Below are 23,438 nucleotides of genomic sequence, written 5' to 3'. Positions count from 1 at the left end.
TGTCGCTGCTGCGTGTGGTTGGTAAAGTAAGCGGATTTTGTTTTCCGCCCCAGCTTTCAGGATTATCCCTTAGTATGTTGAAAAAATTTCGTGGCATGTTTTCCAATGACCTGTCCATTGACCTGGGTACCGCGAATACCCTTATCTATGTAAAAGGACAAGGCATCGTATTGAATGAGCCTTCCGTTGTGGCCATTCGTCAGGATCGTGCTGGCTCGCCAAAAAGCGTGGCCGCAGTAGGCCATGATGCGAAGCAGATGCTGGGCCGTACGCCGGGCAACATTGCCGCGATCCGCCCAATGAAAGATGGCGTTATTGCTGACTTCTTCGTGACCGAAAAAATGCTTCAGCACTTCATCAAGCAGGTTCACAGCAACAGCTTCATGCGCCCAAGCCCGCGCGTACTGGTGTGTGTGCCGGTTGGCGCAACCCAGGTTGAACGCCGTGCAATCCGTGAATCCGCTCAGGGTGCCGGTGCGCGTGAAGTGTTCCTGATTGAAGAACCGATGGCTGCGGCAATTGGTGCGGGTCTGCCGGTTTCTGAAGCAACCGGTTCTATGGTGGTGGATATCGGTGGCGGTACCACTGAAGTGGCCGTTATCTCCCTGAACGGCGTGGTGTACTCCTCTTCCGTGCGTATCGGCGGCGACCGTTTCGACGAAGCCATCATCAATTACGTTCGCCGTAACTACGGCTCTCTGATCGGTGAAGCGACCGCAGAGCGCATCAAGCATGAAATCGGTTCTGCCTATCCGGGTGATGAAGTTCGCGAGATCGAAGTTCGCGGTCGTAACCTGGCAGAAGGCGTGCCACGCGGATTCACCCTGAACTCCAACGAAATCCTGGAAGCGTTGCAGGAGCCGCTGACCGGCATCGTGAGCGCGGTGATGGTAGCGCTGGAACAGTGCCCGCCAGAGCTGGCCTCCGATATCTCCGAGCGCGGTATGGTTCTTACCGGTGGTGGTGCGCTGCTGCGTAACCTCGACCGCCTGTTAATGGAAGAGACAGGTATTCCTGTCGTAGTTGCAGAAGATCCACTGACTTGCGTCGCCCGTGGTGGTGGCAAGGCGCTGGAAATGATCGACATGCACGGCGGCGACTTGTTTAGCGAAGAGTAGTCGGGTGTGAGAGGGTAGCAAATGGCTACCCTTTCTCTCTGACGCGAGAATACGCATAGCCTATGAAGCCAATTTTTAGCCGTGGCCCGTCGCTACAGTTTCGCCTGATCCTGGCGGTTCTGGTGGCGCTCGGGGTCATTATTGCCGATAGCCGCCTCGGTACGTTCAGCCAGATCCGAACGTACATGGATACCGCCGTCAGTCCTTTCTACTTTATTTCAAATGGTCCCCGTGAACTGCTCGACTCCGTGTCGCAAACGCTTTCATCGCGTGACCAGCTCGAACTCGAAAACCGTGCATTACGCCAGGAACTGCTACTGAAAAACAGCGAGCTACTGATGCTGGGGCAATATAAGCAGGAAAACGCGCGTCTGCGGGAACTGCTTGGCTCGCCGCTGCGCCAGGATGAACAGAAAATGGTCACCCAGGTGATCTCCACCGTAAACGATCCATACAGCGATCAGGTGGTGATTGATAAAGGCAGCGTGAACGGCGTATACGAAGGTCAGCCTGTCATCAGCGATAAAGGCGTTGTGGGCCAGGTCGTGGCTGTTGCCAAACTGACCAGCCGCGTGCTGCTGATTTGCGATGCCACCCATGCACTGCCGATTCAGGTGCTGCGTAACGATATTCGCGTAATTGCCGCCGGTAATGGTTGTACGGACGATCTGCAACTGGAACACCTGCCCGCCAACACGGATATCCGCGTGGGTGACGTGCTGGTGACGTCTGGTCTGGGCGGTCGTTTCCCTGAAGGCTACCCGGTTGCGGTTGTCTCTTCCGTGAAGCTCGACACTCAACGTGCCTACACCGTGATCCAGGCGCGTCCAACGGCTGGCTTGCAGCGTTTACGCTACCTGCTGCTGCTATGGGGCGCCGATCGCAACGGCGCTAACCCGATGACGCCGGAAGATGTGCATCGCGTGGCCAATGAGCGCCTGATGCAGATGATGCCGCAGGTGCTGCCTGCGCCGGATGCAATGGGGCCACCTGCGCCCGTACCGGCTCCGGCGACGGGGTTAACGCAGCCGCTACCGGATGCGCCGCCACCGCCGCAAGTCTCGGGTGGAGGGCAGTAGTGGCCAGTTATCGTAGCCAGGGGCGCTGGGTAATCTGGCTCTCATTCCTCGTTGCATTGTTGCTGCAAATTATGCCCTGGCCGGACGACATTCTTGTTTTCCGGCCAAACTGGGTATTACTCATTTTGCTCTACTGGATCCTTGCCCTGCCGCACCGCGTAAATGTCGGCACAGGTTTTGTGATGGGTGCCATACTGGATCTTATCAGTGGCTCTACGCTTGGCGTCCGCGCCTTATCCATGAGCATTATTGCGTATCTCGTTGCACTCAAATTCCAGCTCTTTCGTAACCTTGCGCTCTGGCAACAGGCGCTGGTGGTGATGTTGTTGTCGCTCGCTGCGGATATCGTTGTTTTCTGGGCAGAGTTTTTAGTGATCAACGTCTCTTTCCGACCGGAAGTGTTCTGGAGTAGTGTAGTAAACGGTGTGCTCTGGCCGTGGCTGTTCCTGCTGATGCGTAAAATTCGCCAGCAGTTTGCCGTGCAATAAAAGGTTTCTATGACGTCTTTGTATCTTGCCTCCGGTTCTCCGCGTCGCCAGGAACTGCTCGCGCAGTTGGGTGTATCCTTCGAACGCATCGTTACCGGTATCGAAGAAAAACGTGCTGAGGGCGAAAGCGCTCAGCAGTATGTCTCCCGTCTGGCGCGTGAAAAAGCGCAGGCGGGCGTTGCATGCGTGCCGCGTGACTTACCGGTGCTGGGGGCCGATACCATCGTCATTCTCAATGGTGAGGTGCTTGAGAAACCCCGCGACGCAGACCATGCTGCGCGGATGCTGCGTAACATGTCCGGACAAACCCATCAGGTGATGACGGCGGTAGCGCTGGCAGACAGCCAGTACGTTCTGGATTGCCTTGTGGTAACGGAAGTGACGTTCAGAGTCCTCACCGACGAGGAGATCGCCGGCTATGTCGCCAGCGGTGAACCTATGGATAAAGCAGGTGCATACGGTATTCAAGGGTTGGGTGGCTGTTTTGTCAGGAAGATAAATGGCAGCTATCACGCCGTAGTCGGCTTACCGCTGGTGGAAACGTATGAGTTGCTGAGCAATTTTAACTCACTGCGTGAGGGAAGGGATAATTATGACGGCTGAATTGTTGGTAAACGTAACGCCATCGGAAACCCGTGTGGCCTACATTGATGGTGGCATTCTTCAGGAAATTCATATTGAGCGTGAAGCGCGGCGCGGAATCGTAGGCAATATCTACAAAGGTCGTGTCAGTCGTGTACTGCCGGGTATGCAGGCGGCTTTTGTAGATATTGGGCTCGATAAAGCGGCGTTTTTACACGCCTCCGACATCATGCCGCATACCGAATGCGTGGCAGGCGAAGAGCAAAAGCAGTTTGCCGTGCGCGACATCTCTGAGCTGGTGCGTCAGGGCCAGGATCTGATGGTGCAGGTGGTAAAAGATCCGCTGGGCACCAAAGGCGCGCGTCTGACCACCGACATCACCCTTCCTTCACGTTATCTGGTCTTTATGCCGGGGGCGTCGCACGTCGGCGTGTCACAGCGTATTGAGAGCGAAAGCGAGCGTGAACGCCTGAAAAAGGTGGTCAGCGCCTACTGCGACGAGCAGGGTGGGTTTATTATCCGTACCGCAGCGGAAGGGATCAGCGAAGAAGACCTGGCCTCGGATGCGGCCTATCTGAAGCGCGTCTGGACCAAAGTGATGGAGCGTAAAAAACGCAACCAGACCCGCTACCGGCTGTACGGTGAGCTGGCGCTCGCTCAGCGCGTATTACGTGATTTCGCCGATGCGCAGCTCGACCGAATCCGCGTGGACTCCCGTCTGACGTACGAAGCCTTACTGGAGTTTACCGCCGAGTACATCCCGGAAATGCCGGGGCTGCTGGAGCATTACACCGGACGCCAGCCGATATTTGATCTCTATGACGTTGAAAACGAAATCCAGCGTGCGCTGGAGCGTAAGGTTGAGCTGAAATCGGGTGGCTATCTGATTATTGATCAGACCGAAGCGATGACCACCGTCGACATCAACACCGGCGCGTTTGTCGGCCATCGCAACCTCGATGACACCATCTTTAATACCAATATAGAAGCGACGCAGGCCATCGCACGCCAGCTTCGCCTGCGTAATCTGGGCGGTATTATCATCATCGACTTTATCGATATGAATAATGAAGACCACCGCCGTCGCGTGCTGCACTCCCTGGAGCAGGCGCTGAGTAAAGATCGCGTGAAAACCAGCATCAATGGCTTCTCGCAGCTCGGTCTGGTGGAAATGACCCGGAAACGGACCCGCGAAAGCGTGGAACATGTCCTGTGTAATGAGTGTCCAACCTGCCATGGACGCGGAACGGTAAAGACGGTGGAGACGGTCTGCTACGAGATCATGCGTGAGATTGTCCGTGTCCATCATGCCTACGACTCAGACCGTTTTCTGGTCTATGCTTCCCCTGCGGTGGCGGAGGCCCTGAAAGGGGAAGAGTCGCACGCGCTGGCGGAAGTGGAAATCTTTGTCGGCAAACAGGTAAAAGTGCAAATTGAGCCGCTCTATAACCAGGAGCAGTTTGACGTCGTCATGATGTAAACGCAGTTCGCTGCGAGATTTAAGGCTGACAAGGAGAGACGCGTGAGGCGATTGCCGGGGATTTTACTGCTTACAGGGGCAACGTTGGTCGTGATTGTCGCGTTGCTCGTGAGCGGGCTGCGTCTCGCCTTGCCGCATCTGGACAGCTGGCGGCCGCAGATCCTGGCAAAAATCGAATCTGCCACCGGTCTGCCGGTGGACGTGAGCCATATCGAGGCAAGCTGGCAGAACTTTGGCCCGACGCTTGATGCGCGGGATATCAGCGCCAGCCTGAAAGATGGCGGCCATCTTAAAATCAAACGCGTCACCCTGGCGCTGGATGTCTGGCAAAGCCTGCTGCATCTGCGCTGGCAGTTTCGCGATCTCACCTTCTGGCAACTTCAGCTGATGACCAACACGCCGCTGCAAAGCGGCGACAGCGATCGTGGGCTGGAAACCAGCCGTATCAGCGATCTCTTCCTGCGTCAGTTCGATCATTTCGATCTCCGCGACAGCGAAGTGAGCTTTATAACCCTTTCCGGACAGCGCGCTGAGCTGGCGATCCCACAGCTGACCTGGCTAAACGGGAAAGATCGCCACCGCGCCGAGGGGCAGGTGAATCTCTCCAGCCTGAACGGGCAGCACGGCGTTATGCAGGTGCGGATGGATCTGCGCGACGACAATGGCCTGCTGAACAACGGCAGGGTGTGGCTACAGGCGGACGACGTGGACGTGAAGCCGTGGCTGGGTGAGTGGCTACAGCAGAACATGCAGCTGGAAACCGCGCGCTTCAGCCTGGAAGGCTGGATGACCCTGACGAACGGGGCATTCGCCAGCGGCGACATCTGGCTTAAGCAGGGGGGCGCGAGCTGGAAGGGGGAAAACCATCAGCATCAGCTTTCCGTCGATAACCTCACCGCACACGTGACGCAGGATAAAGGCGGCTGGCAGTTCGCTATTCCGGATACGCGCATCTCCATGGATAACAAACCCTGGCCGCGCGGCGCACTGACGCTGGCGTGGATGCCGGAGCAGGACGTCGGCGGGATAAACGGTAAACGCAGCGATGAGCTGCGTATCCGCGCCAGTAACCTGGATCTGACGGCGATCGAAGGGCTGCGTTCAATGGCCGCAAAACTCTCCCCGGAGCTGGGCGAAATCTGGCTGGCGACGCAGCCGAGCGGGCAGATAAACCGGCTGGCGCTGGATATTCCGCTCCAGGCCACGGAAAAGACGCGTTTTCAGGCGGCATGGAAAAATCTCGCATGGAAACAGTGGAAGCTGCTGCCGGGTGCCGAGCACTTCAGCGGTAAACTGGAAGGAAGCGTGGAAAACGGCAGGCTGACGGCAGAAATGCAGGAAGCAAAAATGCCGTACGAAACGGTCTTCCGTGCGCCACTGGAGATCGAAAAGGGAAACGCCACCCTCAACTGGCTGAAGAATGACAAAGGTTTTCAGCTCGATGGTCGCGATATTGATGTAAAAGCCAAAGCGGTACATGCCCGCGGTAATTTCCGTTATCTACAGCCTGAAGGCGATGAGCCGTGGCTGGGCATTCTGGCGGGCATCAGCACGGATGACGGTTCGCAGGCGTGGCGCTACTTCCCGGAAAACCTGATGGGGAAAGCGCTGGTAGACTATCTCAGCGGCGCCATTCAGGGCGGTCAGGCGGATAACGCCACGCTGGTCTACGGCGGCAATCCGCACCTGTTCCCGTATAAGCATAACGAAGGCCAGTTCCAGGTTCTGGTGCCGCTACGCAACGCCACCTATGCCTTCCAGCCGGACTGGCCCGCGCTGAAGAATCTGAATATCGAACTCAACTTCCTGAATGACGGCTTGTGGATGAAGACGGACAGCGTTGCGCTGGGCGGCGTAACGGCAAGCAACCTGACGGCAAACATCCCGGATTACTCCAAAGAGAAACTGCTGATTGATGCGGATATTAATGGGCCGGGTAAAGCGGTTGGCCCGTATTTTGAAGATACGCCGCTGGATGACTCCCTGGCGGCCACTCTCCAGCAGTTGCAGTTAGATGGTGATGTGAATGCTCGCTTACATCTGGATATCCCGCTCGACGGTGAAATGACCACCGCCAAAGGCGACGTTCGTCTGAACAATAACAGCCTCTATATCAAGCCGCTGGACAGCACGCTGAAAAACCTTAGCGGTCAGTTCAGCTTTGTTAACGGCAATCTGAAAAGTAAGCCGCTGAAAGCGACCTGGTTCAATCAACCCGTCAATATCGATTTCTCCACCACCGAGGGCGATAAAGCCTACCAGGTGGCGGTCAATATGGACGCGAACTGGCAGCCGTCACGCATGGATGTTCTGCCGAAGCCGATTGAGAATGCGGTGGACGGCGCGGTGTCATGGAATGGCAAGGTCGCCATCGACCTGCCTTATCATGCTGGTGCGCGCTATAACGTCGACATTACGGGCGATCTAAAAAACCTCAGTAGCCAGCTTCCCGCACCGCTGAACAAGAAAAGCGGTGAAGCACTGCCCGTCAACGTAAAGGTTGCGGGCAACCTCAACAGCTTTGATTTAACCGGAAACGCTGGCGGAACAAACCACTTCAACAGCCGCTGGCTGCTTAACCGCAAGCTGACGCTGGACAGGGCGATCTGGACGACGGACAGCCGTACCACGCCGCCGCTGCCGGAGCAGGCGGGCATTGAACTGAATCTCCCGCCGATGGATGGCGCAGAGTGGCTGGCACTGTTTCAGAAAGGTGTCGGGCAAAACGTCGACCAAACGGCGCAGTTCCCGCAGTCCATTACCTTGCGCACGCCTGCGCTGACGCTGGGTGGGCAGCAGTGGAACAACCTGAGTATTGTCTCCCGGCCGACGGTGAACGGCTCAAAGGTCGAGGCGCAGGGGCGTGAAATTAACGGTTCGTTGACGATGCGCGATAACGCGCCATGGCAGGCGGCTATCCGTTATCTCTATTACAACCCGACCTTTACGGCGTCTAAAACACAGTCGACAAGTACGTCTCCTTTCAGCAGCAGTGGAACGTCGCGCGTGGATTTCAGCAACTGGCCCGATCTCCAGCTGCGCTGTGCGGAGTGCTGGCTGTGGGGACAGAAATATGGCCGTATCGACGGTGATTTTGCTATTCAGGGCAATACGCTGAGCCTCTCTGGTGGGCTGGTGGATACCGGCTTTGGCCGCATGACCGCCGCTGGCGAGTGGGTGAACAAACCGGGTGAACAGCGCACCTCGCTGAAGGGCGATATTAAAGGCAACAAGCTGGACTCCGCGGCTAACTTCTTTGGGATCAGCACGCCGCTTCGCGGATCGTCCTTCGATGTGAATTACGATCTGCACTGGCGCGCGGCACCGTGGCAGCCGGACGTTGCCTCGCTGAACGGTATCCTCAGAACCCGTTTTGGTAAGGGACAAATTGCCGATGTTAGCACCGGTCATGCAGGGCAAATACTGCGCCTGCTGAGCTTTGACGCGCTGCTGCGCAAGCTGCGCTTCGATTTCAGCGATACCTTCAACGACGGTTTCTATTATGACTCCATTCGCGGAACGGCCTGGATCAAGGACGGCGTGATGCATACCGATGATACGCTGCTGGACGGCCTGGAAGCGGACATCGCCATGAAAGGATCAGTGAACCTCGTGCGCCGGGAGCTGGATATGGAAGCGGTTGTTGCCCCGGAAATCTCCGCTACAGTGGGTGTCGCTACCGCTTTTGTGGTCAATCCGATAATTGGCGCGGCGGTATTTGCCGCCAGCAAAGTGCTGGGGCCGCTCTGGAGCAAAGTCTCGATTCTGCGCTACCGCATTACGGGCCCAATCGATAAACCGCAGATTAATGAAGTGCTGCGCCAGCCGCGCAAAGAAGCACAGCAATGATTTGACGTGGGCAGGTAATTGCCTCACTCTCAATAATATTGATTTTATACCGCCACTGGCGGCAACGAACGAGTAGCAATACGATGAGTCTGAACCTGGTAAGTGAACATTTGCTCGCAGCGAACGGCCTGAGCCATCAGGACCTGTTCTCCATTCTTGGTCAACTGACCGAACGCCGCCTCGACTACGGCGATCTCTATTTCCAGTCGAGCTATCACGAATCCTGGGTTTTAGAAGACAGCATCATTAAAGATGGTTCTTATAACATTGACCAGGGCGTCGGCGTGCGCGCCATCAGCGGCGAAAAAACCGGTTTTGCTTATGCAGACCAGATAAGCCTGGCCGCGCTGGAGCAGAGCGCGCAGGCGGCGCGAACCATTGTGCGTGATACCGGCGACGGTCGCGTGAAAACCCTGGGTGAAGTGCAGCACGCTGCGCTTTATACCAGCATCGATCCACTGCAAAGCATGAGCCGCGAAGAGAAGCTGGACATCCTGCGTCGCGTGGACAAAGTGGCTCGCGCGGCGGACAAACGCGTGCAGGAAGTTTCTGCCAGCCTGAGCGGTGTTTATGAACTGATCCTGGTGGCGGCGACGGACGGTACGCTGGCCGCCGACGTGCGTCCTCTTGTGCGCCTCTCTATCAGTGTGCAGGTGGAAGACGACGGCAAGCGCGAGCGCGGCTCAAGCGGTGGCGGCGGTCGTTTTGGCTACGACTGGTTCCTCGGCGACGTTGACGGCGAAGCGCGCGCGGATGCGTGGGCAAAAGAAGCCGTGCGCATGGCGCTGGTCAACCTGTCTGCCGTGGCGGCACCTGCCGGTACGCTGCCGGTGGTTCTGGGCGCAGGCTGGCCTGGCGTGCTGCTGCACGAAGCGGTCGGTCACGGCCTGGAGGGGGATTTCAACCGTCGCGGGACGTCCGTATTCAGCGGTCAGATGGGGCAGCTTGTCTCCTCCGAGCTGTGTACCGTGGTGGATGATGGCACCATGCTCGACCGTCGCGGCTCGATTTCTATCGACGATGAAGGCACGCCGGGCCAGTACAACGTGCTGATCGAAAATGGCGTACTGAAAGGTTACATGCAGGACAAGCTTAACGCGCGTCTGATGGGCGTTGCGCCAACGGGTAACGGTCGTCGCGAATCCTACGCACACCTGCCGATGCCGCGCATGACCAACACCTACATGCTGCCGGGTAAATCCACGCCGCAGGAGATTATCGAATCCGTTGATTACGGGATCTTCGCGCCGAACTTTGGCGGCGGCCAGGTGGATATCACCTCCGGTAAATTTGTCTTCTCTACCTCAGAGGCGTATCTGATTGAGAAGGGCAAAGTGACCAAAGCGGTGAAGGGCGCAACCCTGATTGGCTCTGGCATTGAGGCCATGCAGCAGATTTCCATGGTGGGTAACGACCTGAAGCTGGATAACGGCGTGGGCGTCTGCGGCAAAGAAGGTCAGAGCCTGCCGGTAGGCGTGGGCCAGCCAACCCTGAAGGTCGATAACCTGACGGTGGGCGGCACGGCGTAATTTTTTCATTTTCCCCTCACCCTAACCCTCTCCCCAACGGGGAGAGGGGACTGCTCCGTGCTGTCTTTTCTCCCTCGCCCCTTTGGGGAGAGGGCCGGGGTGAGGGGGGAGGCCTACTCTTTCCTTCTTCCCCGCATCCCCTGAAACAGCTCTGCCACTTCCACAAAATAGTCCGTCAGATAGTTAATACAGACCTGCACCTTCAGCGGCAGCTTGTCCTTTTCGGTATAGAGCGCGTACACCGGGCGCGGATCCGACTGGTAGCGCGGGAAGAGGATCTCCAGTTCGCCGCTGTTGATCTCGTTGATCACCCACATCAGCGGCACGTAGGCGATCCCGGCCCCGGCCACCAGCCAGCGTGAGATGGTCATCGGATCGTTGGTCACGAAGCGGCCTTCAGGCAGCAGTTTGGTGGAAAGCCCTTCTGGCGCGATCAGTTCAAATTCGTTATCTGGGCGAACGCTGTATTCCAGCCACGAGTGGTTGCTCAGGTCGGCAGGTTTTTCCGGTACGCCATACTGTGCCAGATAGCTTTTCGAAGCGCAGACCACCATCGGCATGCTGCCCAGTCGACGCGAGAACAGGCTCGAGTCCTGCAATGCGCCAACGCGGATCACCACGTCTAACCCATCGGCAATCAGATCCGGTGCCGGAATACCCGTTACCAGATTAACGGTTAAACCGGGATACTCTTTCAGCATTTCCGCCGTCATGGCAGCGAGAACATTTTGTGCCATAGTTGAAGAACACCCGATACGCAGCGTGCCGATAGGCGTGTTGTTAAAGGCGTAGAGCTGCTCGTGAACATCCTGCACTTCATGCAGCATTCGACGGCAGCCCTGATAGTAAATTTTACCCGCTTCCGTCAGCCCAATGCTGCGGGTGCTGCGGTTGAGCAGCTTTACCTGGAGCTCATCTTCCAGTTTTGACACTGTCTGGCTAATGGATGAGACGCTCATTTGTAGCTGACGTGCTGCGGCGGTAAAAGAGCCTTGCTCAACCACTTTCGCAAAGACGGACATGCGTTTTAGACGTTCCATTATTCACTCTGGCTTAAAAGTGATTTAGATCACATATGATAGATAACAGCATAACAGTTACGTTAATATATTATTAATTACATAACAGCTGCGCCACTCTCGCCCGGCAATTCATGCTCTCCTGCGGCGGCGTGAGCTTAATAATCCAGTAACCTGCATCTCTTTAATCAAGGTCAACATGAGTCTGTTTCCCGTTATCGTGGTGTTCGGTCTGTCGTTCCCACCGATATTTTTCGAGCTTCTTTTATCACTGGCGATCTTCTGGCTGGTGCGCAAGGTGCTGGTCCCTACCGGGATTTATGATTTCGTCTGGCATCCTGCATTGTTTAATACCGCGCTGTATTGCTGCCTGTTCTATTTAATATCGCGCATGTTTGTCTGAGGTTGATGTGAAAACGCTAACAAGAAAAATCTCCCGCACTGCCATCACTATGGCGCTGGTCAGCCTGGCGTTCATCGCTATTTTTCGCGCCTGGGTTTATTACACCGAATCCCCGTGGACGCGCGATGCGCGTTTCAGCGCGGAGGTGGTCGCGATAGCGCCCGATGTCGCCGGTCTCATTACGGCGGTCAATGTCCACGATAACCAGCTGGTGAAAAAAGATCAGGTACTGTTCACTATCGACCAGCCGCGCTATCAAAAAGCGCTGGAAGAAGCGGAAGCCGACGTAGCGTATTACAACGCGCTGGCCGCTGAAAAACGCCGTGAAGCAGGACGTCGTAACAAGCTGGGCATCCAGGCCATGTCCCGGGAAGAGATTGATCAGTCCAATAACGTGCTGCAAACCGTGCTGCATCAGCTGGCAAAAGCGCAGGCGACGCGCGATCTGGCGAAGCTCGATCTGGAACGTACCGTTATCCGCGCCCCGTCCGATGGCTGGGTAACCAACCTCAACGTCTATGCGGGTGAGTTTATCACGCGCGGCTCCACCGCCGTGGCGCTGGTGAAACAGAACTCCTTCTACGTCCTCGCCTATATGGAAGAGACCAAGCTGGAAGGCGTGCGTCCGGGCTATCGCGCCGAAATCACGCCGCTCGGCAGCAACCGGGTCCTGAAAGGAACCGTGGACAGCGTGGCCGCGGGGGTGACCAACGCCAGCAGTACCAATGATTCAAAAGGGATGGCGACCGTCGATTCTAACCTCGAGTGGGTTCGTCTGGCGCAGCGCGTACCGGTACGCATTCGTCTGGATGAGCAGCAGAGCAACCTCTGGCCCGCAGGCACCACGGCGACGGTAGTGATCACCGGTGAAAAAGACCGTGATGCCAGCCAGGACTCTATCTTCCGTCAAATCGCCCATCGCCTGCGCGAGTTTGGTTGATCGCTATGGGCATTTTTTCCATCGCCAGCCAGCACATCCGCTTCGCCGTGAAGCTGGCATGCGCCATTGTGCTGGCGCTGTTTGTTGGCTTCCATTTCCAGCTTGAAACGCCGCGCTGGGCTGTTCTGACCGCCGCGATCGTCGCCGCCGGTCCTGCCTTCGCGGCGGGTGGCGAGCCTTACTCCGGGGCAATTCGCTATCGCGGGATGCTGCGTATTATCGGTACCTTTATCGGCTGTATCGCCGCCCTGACCATTATCATCCTGATGATCCGCACGCCGCTGCTGATGCTGATTGTATGCTGTATCTGGGCGGGTTTTTGCACCTGGGTTTCTTCGCTGGTGAAGGTGGAGAACTCGTACGCCTGGGGCCTGGCGGGATATACCGCGCTGATTATTATCATCACCATTCAGAGTGAACCGCTGCTTGCTCCGCAGTTCGCCGTGGAACGTTGCAGCGAGATTGTCATTGGTATCGTCTGCGCGATTGTCGCCGATCTGCTCTTCTCTCCGCGATCCATCAAGCAGGAAGTCGATCGTGAGCTGGACGCGCTGATTGTTGCCCAGTACCAGCTCATGCAGCTGTGCATTAAGCACGGCGACAGCGAAGAGGTCGACAAGGCCTGGAGCGCGCTGGTGCGCCGCACGCAGGCGCTGGAAGGGATGCGCAGTAATCTCAATATGGAGTCTTCCCGCTGGGAGCGTGCCAATCGTCGTCTGAAAGCGATCAATACCGTCTCGTTAACGCTGATCACCCAGGCGTGTGAAACCTACCTGATTCAGAACACTCGCCCCGAAGTGGTAACGGATACCTTCCGCGAACTGTTTGATGAGCCTGTGGAGACGGTGCAGGACGTGCATCGACAGCTTAAACGCATGCGTCGTGTGATTGCCTGGACGGGCGAACGGGATACGCCAGTCACCATTTATACCTGGGTTGGCGCCGCAACGCGCTACCTGCTTCTGAAACGCGGCGTGATTAGCAACACCAAAATCAGTGCGGCGGAAGAAGAGGTGTTACAGGGCGAAGTGGTGATCAAACCGGAATCCGCCGAGCGTCATCATGCGATGGTTAACTTCTGGCGTACCACCCTGGCCTGTATACTCGGCACGCTGTTCTGGCTGTGGACCGGCTGGACGTCCGGCAGCGGCGCGATGGTGATGATTGCCGTCGTTACCGCGCTGGCGATGCGTCTGCCCAACCCGCGCATGGTCGCTATTGATTTTCTGTACGGCACCATTGCGGCGTTACCCATTGGCGCGCTCTACTTCCTGGTAATCATCCCCTCGACGCAGCAAAGCATGCTTTTGCTCTGTATCAGCCTGGCGGTGATGGCGTTCTTTATCGGGATTGAGGTACAAAAACGCCGTCTGGGATCGTTAGGTGCGCTGGCGAGTACGATTAACATCCTCGTGCTGGATAACCCGATGACCTTCCATTTCAGCCAGTTCCTGGATAGCGCATTAGGCCAGCTGGTGGGCTGTTTCCTGGCGATGATGGTGATCCTGCTGGTGCGGGATAACTCTCAGGCGCGGACAGGGCGCGTGCTGCTCAATCAGTTTGTGTCGGCCGCCGTATCGTCCTTGACCACCAACACCGCGCGGCGCAAGCAGAACCACCTTCCGGCCCTTTACCAGCAACTGTTCCTGCTGTTGAATAAATTCCCGGGCGATGTCGCTCGCTTCCGTCTGGCGTTAACCATGATTATCGCGCACCAGCGTCTGCGGAACGCGCCAGTGCCGATCAACGACGATTTGTCCGCTTTCCACCGCCAGCTACGGCGAACGGCGGACCATGTGATATCGGCATCCAGTGATGACAAACGTCGCCGCTACTTTAAGCAACTGCTGGAGGAGCTGGATATCTACCAGGAGAAACTGCGAGTCTGGGAAGCCCCGCCGCAGGTTACCGAGCCGGTAGAGCGGCTGGTGTTTATGCTGCACCGCTACCAGAATGCGCTGACAGACAGCTAACGAAGAGAAAACCGACGCCAAAAGCGTCGGTTTTTTTGTGGCTATACTTATTCTTGCAGGTTCAAACATTCAGGAAGGGAGGACACATGACAACCCAGGCTCTTCAGGACAGTATTCTTTTTCAGACCGGGTATCTGGTTAACGGTATCTGGAAAACACTCGACACCACGTTTGATGTGCTAAACCCGGCCACGGGCGAGGTGGTTGCGAAAGTGGCGAAAGCAGGGAAAGCCGAAACCGAAGAGGCCATTGCGGCCGCGACGAAAGCCTTTCCCGCATGGCGCGCAAAAACGGCAAAAGAGCGTTCCACGATCCTCTATCGCTGGTATGAACTGATTATCGAGAACAAAAGCTGGCTCGGGCGGCTGATGACCACCGAGCAGGGCAAGCCGCTGAAAGAAGCTGAGGGCGAGGTGGACTACGCTGCCAGCTTTATTCAGTGGTTTGCGGAGCAGGCCAAGCGCGCTAACGGTGAAATCATTCCTCCGGTTAAACCCGGCTCCCGTATTCTGGCCACTCGTGAACCTGTTGGGGTGGTTGCTGCTATCACGCCATGGAATTTCCCGATGGCTATGCTCACCCGTAAGCTCGGCCCGGCGCTGGCAGCAGGATGTACCGGCGTCATCAAGCCTGCAAACAACACTCCGCTGAGCGCCTTTGCGCTGCTGACGCTGGCGAAGCAGGCCGGTGTGCCGGATGGTGTGCTGAATGCGGTCGCGGGGAGCACCTCAGAAATTAGTGACGCCATTATGGCCAGCCATGACGTGCGCAAAATCTCGTTTACGGGGTCAACCGCCGTCGGGAAAACGCTGGTTCGCAATTCCGCTGAGACCATGAAAAAGGTATCGATGGAGCTGGGCGGCAATGCGCCGTATATCGTTTTCGAGGACGCGGATATTGAGGCCGCCGTCAAAGGCGCCATCGCCAATAAATTCCGTAACGCCGGGCAGGTCTGCGTCAGCGTAAACCGTTTCTATATTCAGGAGACGGTCTATGACAAGTTTGTCAATCAGCTTGCCGATGCGGTGAAGGCGCTGAAGGTGGGTAACGGTCTGGACGAGGGCGTCGTTGTCGGCCCGCTGATTGAGCCTTCGGCTGTCGAGAAAGTCCGTGAGCACGTCGAAGATGCGGTAGCGAAGGGGGCCACGGTGCTGGCTGGGGGTAAACCGCACGAACTTGGCGGCAACTTCTGGATGCCAACCGTACTCGGTGACTGCCATGAAGGCATGAAGCTGGCAGAAGAAGAGACCTTTGGTCCCGTTGCCGCCTGCTTCCGCTTCACGTCGGAAGACGAAGTGGTTATGCGCGCTAACAATACGCCTTACGGGCTGGCGGCCTACTTTTATACCCAGAATCTCTCGCGCGTGTTCCGCGTCTCACAGGCCATTGAGAGCGGCATGATCGGAATTAATGAATGTGCGGTCTCGACCGAGCTGGGTCCGTTTGGGGGCGTAAAAGAGTCCGGGCTGGGACGCGAGGGGTCCGTGCTGGGGCTGGAGGAGTTTCTGGAAGTTAAAACCCTGCATATCGGGGGCTTATAATAGACAGGGCGGCATCTGCCGCCCGCCTGTACCGGGTGGCTGGCAATGAAAATTTATACCTTTGATTTTGACGAAATTGATAGTCAGGAAGACTTCTACCGCGAGTTTATCCGGGCGTTCGACCTGGAGCGGGGCAGCGTAAACAATCTTGATATGCTGTGGGATGTGGTTACCGGCGACAGGCTGCCGTTACCGCTGGAGATCGAATTTACCCATCTGCCTGAAAAACTGCGCAGACGCTTTGGCGCATTGATTTTATTGTTTGATGAAGCGGAGGAGGAGCTGGAAGGGCAACTGCGTTTCAACGTGCGCCAGTGATAAAAAAGCCCCTGACCGGGAGGTCAGGGGCAAGTCGTATGATGAGATACGACGAGGGTTTATTTGTACAGTTCTGCGGTAGCGTGCCAGTGGTCGCCACTGCGCGCTTCGATGATGCGATAAGATGACGCACCCTGTTCTTCCGCTTTTTTGTTCAGCATTTCGTGCATGTCCATCGGAGAAGTACCGATGGCACCAACAGAAACGGTCCCGATAGCCTGACGGGATTGTGCCTGTTCGGCGTTAATAGTGTCGGCTGCAAACGCACCGAATGACAGGACTGACAGTACGCTCAGGGCAGCTACAGTGGTTTTAATTTTCATGATTATTTACCTCGTCAATTATTTTACTGGGGTCTTTGTTCTGTGACCCTCATCACAAAATCAAGTATACACTAATCACGCAAAAAATTAATACCAGACTAATTGTTTCGCCTGTTATTACGTATTAAAAACATCATTTTTTATAACGGGAATGAATAAAAAAGGGCGTTACTCTGCAGGTGTTATGATTTTTTATTATGTAAATCAATTGGATAGGCGGCTTTGATTTTTAGTGCGATTTTACGGCAGATCATTCACTGAATGAATGTTAACAGGCGGTAAAAAGCACTATTTGCAAAAGCAGCAGGCAGAGAAAAGCAGGGTAAAACGAGGCGGCCGCAGAATGATCCCCGCAGCCAGGCGCTACGGGGCAGAAGATTACAGCTCCTGTTCGAACAGGACCAGAATCGCTTCGTAGAGGTCTTTCACCGAGAAACCATTTGCCGGGGTCGTAAAAATGGTGTCATCGCCGGCGATGGTCCCGAGGATCCCCTCTGCTTTACCCAGCGAGTCCAGCAGGCGGGCAATCAGCTGGGCTGCACCCGGGCTGGTGTGGATCACGACCACGGCATCGTTATAGTCAATGTCCAGAACCAGGTTTTTCAGCGGGCTGGAGGTCGTTGGCACGCCAAGTTCAGCAGGCAGGCAATAAACCATCTCCATTTTGGCGTTGCGCGTACGCACTGCACCAAACTTGGTTAACATGCGGGAGACCTTCGACTGGTTGATGTTGTCGAAGCCTTGCTCCTGCAACGCCTGAACAATTTCTCCCTGAGAACTGAATTTTTCTTCTTTGAGTAGCGCTTTAAACGCTTTCACTAATTCTTCTTGCTTAGACGAGCTTCGCATAAGTCACCCGGAATATGACGATAGAAACAACATTATTATGCATGTGGATGAATTTTTATGCAAATTATCTACCTGGTACCAGGCTGAAATAATGTTATGAAAGGGAGAGATTTTATCAGATTTCGTTATCAGAAAACATGCCTGGGTCACGCCGCGCAAATAAGCTTAAAAGTAAATTAAATGTTATCAAAATGATGTTGTTTTGGTGGCGTGGCAGGGTGTATTGTAACCCCCTCTTAATTCGTTGTTGCCCACAGCCTGATAGCATTCGGGTGAAGGTCAAAGACGTGCGACCTCAAATTCTTTAGCGATGAAAATTGTAATTAATGACGTGCTGAATTATGGTCGCCGCAACGGAGTTACAGATACTTAAGTTAACCATAATAAGGAGTTTAGGATGAAAGTCGCAGTCCTCGGCGCTGCTGGTGGTATCGGCCAGGCGCTTGCCCTACTACTGAAAACCCAACTGCCTTCAGGCTCAGAACTCTCCCTGTACGATATTGCTCCGGTAACCCCAGGTGTGGCGGTTGACCTGAGCCACATCCCGACAGCTGTGAAAATCAAAGGCTTCTCCGGTGAAGATGCGCGTCCTGCGTTGCAGAATGCCGATGTGGTGCTGATCTCCGCGGGTGTTGCACGTAAACCGGGTATGGATCGTTCAGACCTGTTCAACGTCAACGCGGGCATCGTGAAAAACCTGGTTCAGCAGATCGCTGAAACCTGCCCGAAAGCGTGCATCGGTATCATCACCAACCCGGTGAACACCACCGTTGCCATCGCAGCAGAAGTGCTGAAGAAAGCGGGCGTTTACGACAAGAACAAACTGTTCGGCGTAACTACGCTGGATATCATCCGTTCCAATACCTTCGTGGCTGAGCTGAAAGGCAAGCAGCCAACGGAAGTGGAAGTGCCGGTTATCGGCGGACACTCTGGCGTGACCATCCTGCCTCTGCTGTCGCAGATCCCGGGCGTGAGCTTCACCGAGCAGGAAGTGGCTGACCTGACCAAACGTATTCAGAATGCAGGCACCGAAGTGGTGGAAGCGAAGGCGGGTGGCGGTTCTGCAACCCTGTCTATGGGCCAGGCGGCGGCGCGTTTCGGCCTGTCTCTGGTTCGCGCGCTGCAGGGCGAGAAAAACGTGGTTGAATGCGCTTACGTAGAAGGCGACGGTGAACACGCGCGCTTCTTCTCTCAGCCGCTGCTGCTGGGTAAAAACGGCGTTGAAGAGCGTAAGTCTATCGGCACGCTAAGCGCGTTTGAGCAAAACGCGATGGAAGGCATGCTGGATACGCTGAAGAAAGACATCACGCTGGGCGAAGAGTTCGTTAACAAGTGATCTTGTCCCGGTAAAAAAAACGGAGCGCTAAGCTCCGTTTTTTATGCCCGTCAGTTAGTGGCCGGGTATTCCTGGATGGTGACCTGAATCGTGAGCTTCTTGTCATTACGCATGACTTCTACGGGGATGATAGAGCCCGGTCGAATTTCCGCCACCTGGTCCATCGTTTCAAGCGCAGAGACCGCCGGCGTGCCGTTGACGGAAAGAATAACGTCGTTCACCTGGATACCTGCATTGGCCGCCGGGCCGCCAGGTGCCACTTCGTTGACCACAATCCCCTGGATCTGATCGATACCACCGCCCTGCGTATGCATCGGCGCGATTTCACGCCCGCCAATACCGATGTAGCCACGGATCACGCGGCCATCGCGGATCAGCTTGTCCATGATCTTGGTCGCCAGCTGGAACGGAATGGCAAAGCCAATCCCTTCCGGTGTTTCACCATCGTTGCTCTTGTCAAAGGAGAGGGTGTTAATGCCCATCAGTTCGCCCAGAGAGTTCACCAGCGCACCGCCGGAGTTACCGTGGTTGATCGAGGCATCGGTTTGCAGGAAGTTCTGCCGCCCTGACGGGTTCAGTCCAATTCGACCTGTCGCGCTGATGATCCCCTGAGTGATGGTCTGGCCCAGGTTGTACGGGTTACCGATCGCCAGCACCACATCGCCGATATGCGGCGTTCGTTTGCGATTAATCGGGATAGTCGGCAGACCGCCCGTGGCGTTGATCTTCAGCACCGCCAGATCGGTCAGGCTGTCCGACCCCACCAGCAGGGCTTCAAACACGCGGCCATCCTGCAAGGCGACGATAATCTGGTCGGCATCGTTGATCACGTGTTTATTGGTGATGATGTAACCCCGGTCATCCATGATCACACCGGAACCGAGCGTGCGGATCTCCAGCTGGTTATGAGCGGAACTGTTAAGCCCGCGGTTATAGACGTTAACCACGGCGGGGGCGGCACGGCGTACCGCCTGATTGTACGTTGCAGGCGTTTCATCCGTGCTGTCGAACTGAGGAGCCGACAGTTTGTTGAACTGGCGTAAAGATGGCATAGCCACCAGCAGCAGACCGGCAACGATCAAACCAATGACAATTGAACGAAAGAGCTTTAAAAGCATGATGCGTGTGTCGTTAAAAAAGGAACGGTTTGCAGCATAACATGAGTTATCCGGACATCACACGCAGCGGCGATGCCCGGAGTCGCAAATGGTTAACGCAGTAAAATGTAGAGGGTGTCGTTGCCACGGATAATTTGCAGGGCAATGACCGCCGGTTTACTCTCCAGCACCTTGCGCATTTCGGCAATAGACTGCACGCGAGTGCGGTTCACGCCCACGATCACGTCGTCCTGATGTAAACCTGCCTGCGCGGCCGGGCTGCTCTTCTCAACGGCAGTGACAGAAATGCCTTTCGTGCCGTCTTTAAGCTGACCGTCGCTCAGCGTTGCGCCCTGTAGCGCCGGGGAGATCTGTTCTGCACTGGCGGAAGAGGAAGTGCTCTTGTCCAGTGTCACTTCCACGGTCAGCGGTTTGCCCTCGCGGATCAGGCCCAGCTTCACTTTAGCGCCAGGCTCCGTGGTGGCAATACGCGAACGTAATTCAGCGAAGCTGCTCAGCGGTTTATCGTTCAGGCTGACAATAACGTCACCGGATTTCACGCCCGCTTTCGCAGAGCCTGAGTTGGGCAGCACTTCGCTGACAAACGCCCCGCGCTGGACGTTGAGCTTAAAGGCTTTGGCGATATCGGCGCTCATCTCCATGCCTTTAATGCCCAGCAGCCCGCGCTTAACCTCGCCAAACTGTATCAGCTGTTGAGACAGGGTTTTCGCCATGTTACTCGGAATGGCAAAACCAATCCCGATGCTGCCGCCGCCTGGTGCGAGGATAGCGGTATTAATGCCGATCAGTTCGCCGTTCAGGTTAAGCAGCGCACCGCCGGAGTTGCCCCGGTTGATGGAGGCATCGGTCTGGATGAAATTTTCCAGCCCTTCGAGATTCAGGCCGCTGCGCCCCAGGGCAGAGACAATCCCGGAGGTGGCGGTCTGCCCTAAACCGAACGGATTACCGACCGCGACGGCAAAATCACCCACGCGCAGCTTATCGGAATCGGCGATGGCGATCTGGGTCAGGTTGCTGGGGTTTTGCACCTGTAGCAGGGCGATATCACTCTGATCGTCACCGCCGATCAGTTTGGCGTCAAACTCCCGGCCATCGTTCAGCTGAACGCTGATTTTATCAGCCTGGCTGATCACGTGGTTATTGGTCAGGATATAGCCTTTGGCCGCGTCGATAATCACGCCCGAACCAAGGCCTTCAAACGGCTGAGCCTGCTGATCCGGCGCCTCTTCGCCAAAATATTTCTTCAGCTCTTCGGGAATACGCTGGCTTTGGCGTGCCGTCCCTTCCACCTGAACGCTGACTACCGCAGGCAGGACTTTTTCAAGCATCGGCGCAAGGCTGGGAATGGCTTCTTGTCCTGGCACCTGCGAAGGCAGTGCCGCACTGGCGGGGAAGGACGCCGAGAGAGATAACCCGACACTTAACGCTAAGGCGCTCAACAGCTGGTTTTTTTTCTTCATCGATGCTGACTCTCGTATCCTGGAATGAAAAAGAACGGCCCCAAAAACATCTTGATGTTATTGAATTTTCAACCGCTGAACAATGGAGGTGTTTGACTAAATAATAGCTGGGGACGGGAAGAAAGGACGGGCGCATAAGGTGCGCCCGTAAAATTTATTCAGGTTGTGCGATTAATCGCGTTTTACGCCACCGCGCAGCAGGCCGGACGCGCCGTCTGAATAGTCGCGTGGCATCTGAACCGGTGCCTGATCGTTACCGGCCTCAGAGTCCGCCAGACGATTGCGGAAGGGGTTGCTCTCCGCGGTCATTTCCGGCAGCAGGCTGCTGGAGCTTTTCGCCATGTGCTGGTAGAGCTGGCGATAATCTGTCGCCATGTTGTCCAGCAGCTCAGCGCTACGGGCAAAGTGGCTGACCAGCTCTTCGCGGTATTCTTCCAGTTCGGCTTTGTTCTTTTCCAGTTCGTATTGCAGTGACTGCTGCTGACGCAATTTGCGGTTACCGAAACGCATGGCCACAGCACCAATGATGATGCCGACGACTAAACCGATTAGCGCATATTCCCAGGTCATGAACTTCTCCCGTTGTCTTGTTGTTCCGTAGGGTGTTGGCTCGGCTCCTGCCTGTGCCTGATTATGCCACTATAACCGCTATTTCCGCAGAAGTGGAATCCTGACGTATCATCGCGTAGTGTAGAACGGCCTTTTTTTCATCAGCCACGACCGCTGATGAGGTTTAACTAAAGGAATAACAATAACATCATGCAAAACCTGTCCCCATCATCGCGTTACCAACTCGCCCTGAGTGAGGGCACACACCAGCCGGATGATGTCCAGCGTGAAGCGGTAAACCGCCTGGACACGATTTACCAGGAGCTTCTGGCGAAACCCGCCGATGCGATGCAGAGCAGTGGGCTGAAGGCGGCATTCGGCCGTTTACTGGGCAAAAAAGAGCCCACGGTAAACGCACCGGTTCGTGGCTTATATATGTGGGGCGGCGTTGGGCGGGGTAAGACCTGGCTGATGGACATGTTCTACCAGAGCCTGCCCGGCACGCGTAAGCAGCGTCTGCACTTTCACCGTTTTATGCTCCGGGTCCATGAAGAGCTGACGGCGCTCCAGGGCGAAACCGACCCGCTGGAAATCGTGGCGGACCGCTTTAAGGCGGAAACGGACGTACTCTGCTTCGACGAATTCTTTGTTTCCGATATTACGGACGCGATGCTGTTGGGGGGGCTGATGAAAGCGCTGTTTGCGCGTGGGATCACCCTGGTGGCGACCTCAAATATCCCGCCGGATGAGCTTTATCGCAACGGTCTCCAGCGGGCGCGTTTCCTGCCAGCCATAGATGCCATTAAGCAGCACTGCGACATCATGAATGTCGACGCTGGCGTCGACTATCGTTTGCGCACGCTGACGCAGGCGCACCTGTGGCTTTCACCGCTGAATGCCGACACATCCCGCGAGATGGATAAACTCTGGCTGGCGTTGGCAGGGGCGCCGCGGGATAACGCGCCAGCGCTGGAGATTAATCATCGTCCGTTGCCGACGCTTGGCGTAGAGAACCAGACGCTGGCCGTCTCGTTTGCAACGCTCTGCGTGGACGCCCGCAGCCAGCATGACTACATTGCGCTTTCGCGTCTGTTCCATACCGTTATGTTATGGGATGTGCCCGTCATGACCCCACTCATGGAGAGCGAAGCGCGCCGCTTCATCGCGCTGGTGGACGAGTTTTATGAGCGCCACGTCAAGCTGGTAGTCAGTGCCGAGGTGCCTTTATATGAGATCTATCAGGGCGAGCGCCTGAAGTTTGAGTTCCAGCGCTGCCTGTCGCGCCTGCAAGAGATGCAGAGCGAAGAGTACCTCAAGCGTGAGCATATGCCATAAATGCTACCCTCTCCCCGTGGGCTGAGGGATCCCCAGTAATTTTTTTATGCAGAAGCAATAAAGTTGCTTTCTAAATGACTGAGGGCTGTCAGCGATGCCCTGGTCCGGCTGTAAATCGCTGAGGCGTTTGCCTTCCGGCCGGGGCGAGG

At 55.9% G+C, this 23,438-nt stretch carries 20 protein-coding genes; 14 read left to right on the top strand and 6 right to left on the bottom strand.

All coding sequences use genetic code 11. The features are described 5' to 3' along the window. Positions 1-74 precede the first annotated feature (74 nt). From mreB to tldD, 7 genes are all read left to right on the top strand, one after another. A complete protein-coding gene (gene mreB, locus INF86_RS16110) occupies positions 75-1,118 on the top strand; it encodes a rod shape-determining protein MreB (protein ID WP_000913396.1) in 1,044 nt (347 codons plus the stop codon). Positions 1,119-1,180: 62 nt separating this feature from the next. Further along, positions 1,181-2,197, top strand: a complete 1,017-nt coding sequence (gene mreC, locus INF86_RS16105; RefSeq protein WP_003860400.1) for a rod shape-determining protein MreC — start codon at positions 1,181-1,183, stop codon at positions 2,195-2,197. Continuing rightward, a complete protein-coding gene (gene mreD, locus INF86_RS16100; protein WP_003860402.1) occupies positions 2,197-2,685 on the top strand; it encodes a rod shape-determining protein MreD in 489 nt (162 codons plus the stop codon). Before mreC ends, mreD begins: the two co-directional genes overlap by 1 nt. A 9-nt stretch (positions 2,686-2,694) precedes the next feature. Further along, positions 2,695-3,288, top strand: coding sequence for a nucleoside triphosphate pyrophosphatase (locus INF86_RS16095; RefSeq protein ID WP_023307082.1), 594 nt, complete (start codon positions 2,695-2,697; stop codon positions 3,286-3,288). After that, positions 3,278-4,747, top strand: a complete 1,470-nt coding sequence (gene rng / locus INF86_RS16090; RefSeq protein ID WP_003860405.1) for a ribonuclease G — start codon at positions 3,278-3,280, stop codon at positions 4,745-4,747. The genes INF86_RS16095 and rng overlap by 11 nt, the downstream gene beginning before the upstream one ends. A gap of 42 nt (positions 4,748-4,789) precedes the next feature. Beyond that, on the top strand, positions 4,790-8,596 hold the full coding sequence (gene yhdP / locus INF86_RS16085; RefSeq protein WP_048966787.1) for an AsmA2 domain-containing protein YhdP: 3,807 nt from the start codon (positions 4,790-4,792) through the stop codon (positions 8,594-8,596). A gap of 83 nt (positions 8,597-8,679) precedes the next feature. Continuing rightward, positions 8,680-10,125: a metalloprotease TldD gene (gene tldD, locus INF86_RS16080; RefSeq protein ID WP_193543713.1), complete on the top strand. Its 1,446-nt coding sequence runs from the start codon at positions 8,680-8,682 to the stop codon at positions 10,123-10,125. Between the two features lie 113 nt (positions 10,126-10,238). Here the strand turns inward: tldD and aaeR are convergent, their stop codons facing one another. Beyond that, positions 10,239-11,165 (bottom strand): HTH-type transcriptional activator AaeR, encoded by a 927-nt coding sequence (gene aaeR / locus INF86_RS16075; RefSeq protein WP_022649561.1) that lies wholly within the window; start codon positions 11,163-11,165, stop codon positions 10,239-10,241. A 178-nt stretch (positions 11,166-11,343) separates the two neighbouring features. On the opposite strand from aaeR, the gene aaeX reads away from it, so the two are divergent. The 5 genes from aaeX (at position 11,344) to INF86_RS16050 (ending at position 16,319) form a co-directional block, all read left to right on the top strand. Then, on the top strand, positions 11,344-11,547 hold the full coding sequence (gene aaeX / locus INF86_RS16070; RefSeq protein ID WP_003860416.1) for a p-hydroxybenzoic acid efflux pump operon protein AaeX: 204 nt from the start codon (positions 11,344-11,346) through the stop codon (positions 11,545-11,547). 7 nt (positions 11,548-11,554) lie between these two features. Continuing rightward, positions 11,555-12,487: a p-hydroxybenzoic acid efflux pump subunit AaeA gene (gene aaeA, locus INF86_RS16065; protein ID WP_193543712.1), complete on the top strand. Its 933-nt coding sequence runs from the start codon at positions 11,555-11,557 to the stop codon at positions 12,485-12,487. A 5-nt stretch (positions 12,488-12,492) separates the two neighbouring features. After that, positions 12,493-14,460, top strand: coding sequence for a p-hydroxybenzoic acid efflux pump subunit AaeB (gene aaeB / locus INF86_RS16060; RefSeq protein WP_023298739.1), 1,968 nt, complete (start codon positions 12,493-12,495; stop codon positions 14,458-14,460). Between the two features lie 86 nt (positions 14,461-14,546). Then, the gene (locus tag INF86_RS16055) at positions 14,547-16,001 is read left to right on the top strand and encodes an NAD-dependent succinate-semialdehyde dehydrogenase (RefSeq protein ID WP_017382714.1); all 1,455 of its coding nucleotides are present in this window, start codon (positions 14,547-14,549) and stop codon (positions 15,999-16,001) included. Positions 16,002-16,046: 45 nt separating this feature from the next. Continuing rightward, positions 16,047-16,319 (top strand): barstar family protein, encoded by a 273-nt coding sequence (locus tag INF86_RS16050; RefSeq protein ID WP_022649557.1) that lies wholly within the window; start codon positions 16,047-16,049, stop codon positions 16,317-16,319. Positions 16,320-16,378: 59 nt separating this feature from the next. Here INF86_RS16050 and yhcN read toward each other — a convergent pair whose 3' ends face one another. Next, complete coding sequence (gene yhcN / locus INF86_RS16045; protein ID WP_006812160.1) at positions 16,379-16,642, bottom strand: peroxide/acid stress response protein YhcN; 264 nt, start codon at positions 16,640-16,642, stop codon at positions 16,379-16,381. Positions 16,643-17,020: 378 nt separating this feature from the next. Next, the gene (gene argR / locus INF86_RS16040; protein WP_003860428.1) at positions 17,021-17,491 is read right to left on the bottom strand and encodes a transcriptional regulator ArgR; all 471 of its coding nucleotides are present in this window, start codon (positions 17,489-17,491) and stop codon (positions 17,021-17,023) included. Between the two features lie 397 nt (positions 17,492-17,888). Between argR and mdh the strand changes: the two genes are divergently transcribed. Beyond that, the gene (gene mdh, locus INF86_RS16035; RefSeq protein ID WP_022649556.1) at positions 17,889-18,827 is read left to right on the top strand and encodes a malate dehydrogenase; all 939 of its coding nucleotides are present in this window, start codon (positions 17,889-17,891) and stop codon (positions 18,825-18,827) included. A 50-nt stretch (positions 18,828-18,877) separates the two neighbouring features. Here mdh and degS read toward each other — a convergent pair whose 3' ends face one another. The 3 genes from degS to zapG form a co-directional block, all read right to left on the bottom strand. Beyond that, entirely contained in the window at positions 18,878-19,945 is a 1,068-nt protein-coding gene (degS, locus tag INF86_RS16030; protein WP_003860430.1) for an outer membrane-stress sensor serine endopeptidase DegS, read from the bottom strand. 92 nt (positions 19,946-20,037) lie between these two features. Further along, positions 20,038-21,405 (bottom strand): serine endoprotease DegQ, encoded by a 1,368-nt coding sequence (gene degQ, locus INF86_RS16025; protein ID WP_022649555.1) that lies wholly within the window; start codon positions 21,403-21,405, stop codon positions 20,038-20,040. Between the two features lie 171 nt (positions 21,406-21,576). Further along, positions 21,577-21,975 carry a Z-ring associated protein ZapG gene (gene zapG, locus INF86_RS16020; protein ID WP_022649554.1) on the bottom strand — a complete coding sequence of 133 codons (399 nt, stop codon included), beginning with the start codon at positions 21,973-21,975 and terminating at the stop codon, positions 21,577-21,579. A gap of 189 nt (positions 21,976-22,164) precedes the next feature. Between zapG and zapE the strand changes: the two genes are divergently transcribed. Then, positions 22,165-23,289 (top strand): cell division protein ZapE, encoded by a 1,125-nt coding sequence (zapE, locus tag INF86_RS16015; RefSeq protein WP_063148471.1) that lies wholly within the window; start codon positions 22,165-22,167, stop codon positions 23,287-23,289. Positions 23,290-23,438 lie beyond the last annotated feature (149 nt).

The sequence above is a fragment of the Enterobacter cloacae complex sp. I1M genome (genome assembly GCF_014982425.1).
GTDB lineage: Bacteria > Pseudomonadota > Gammaproteobacteria > Enterobacterales > Enterobacteriaceae > Enterobacter > Enterobacter intestinihominis.
This window is presented reverse-complemented; position numbering and strand designations above follow the sequence as displayed.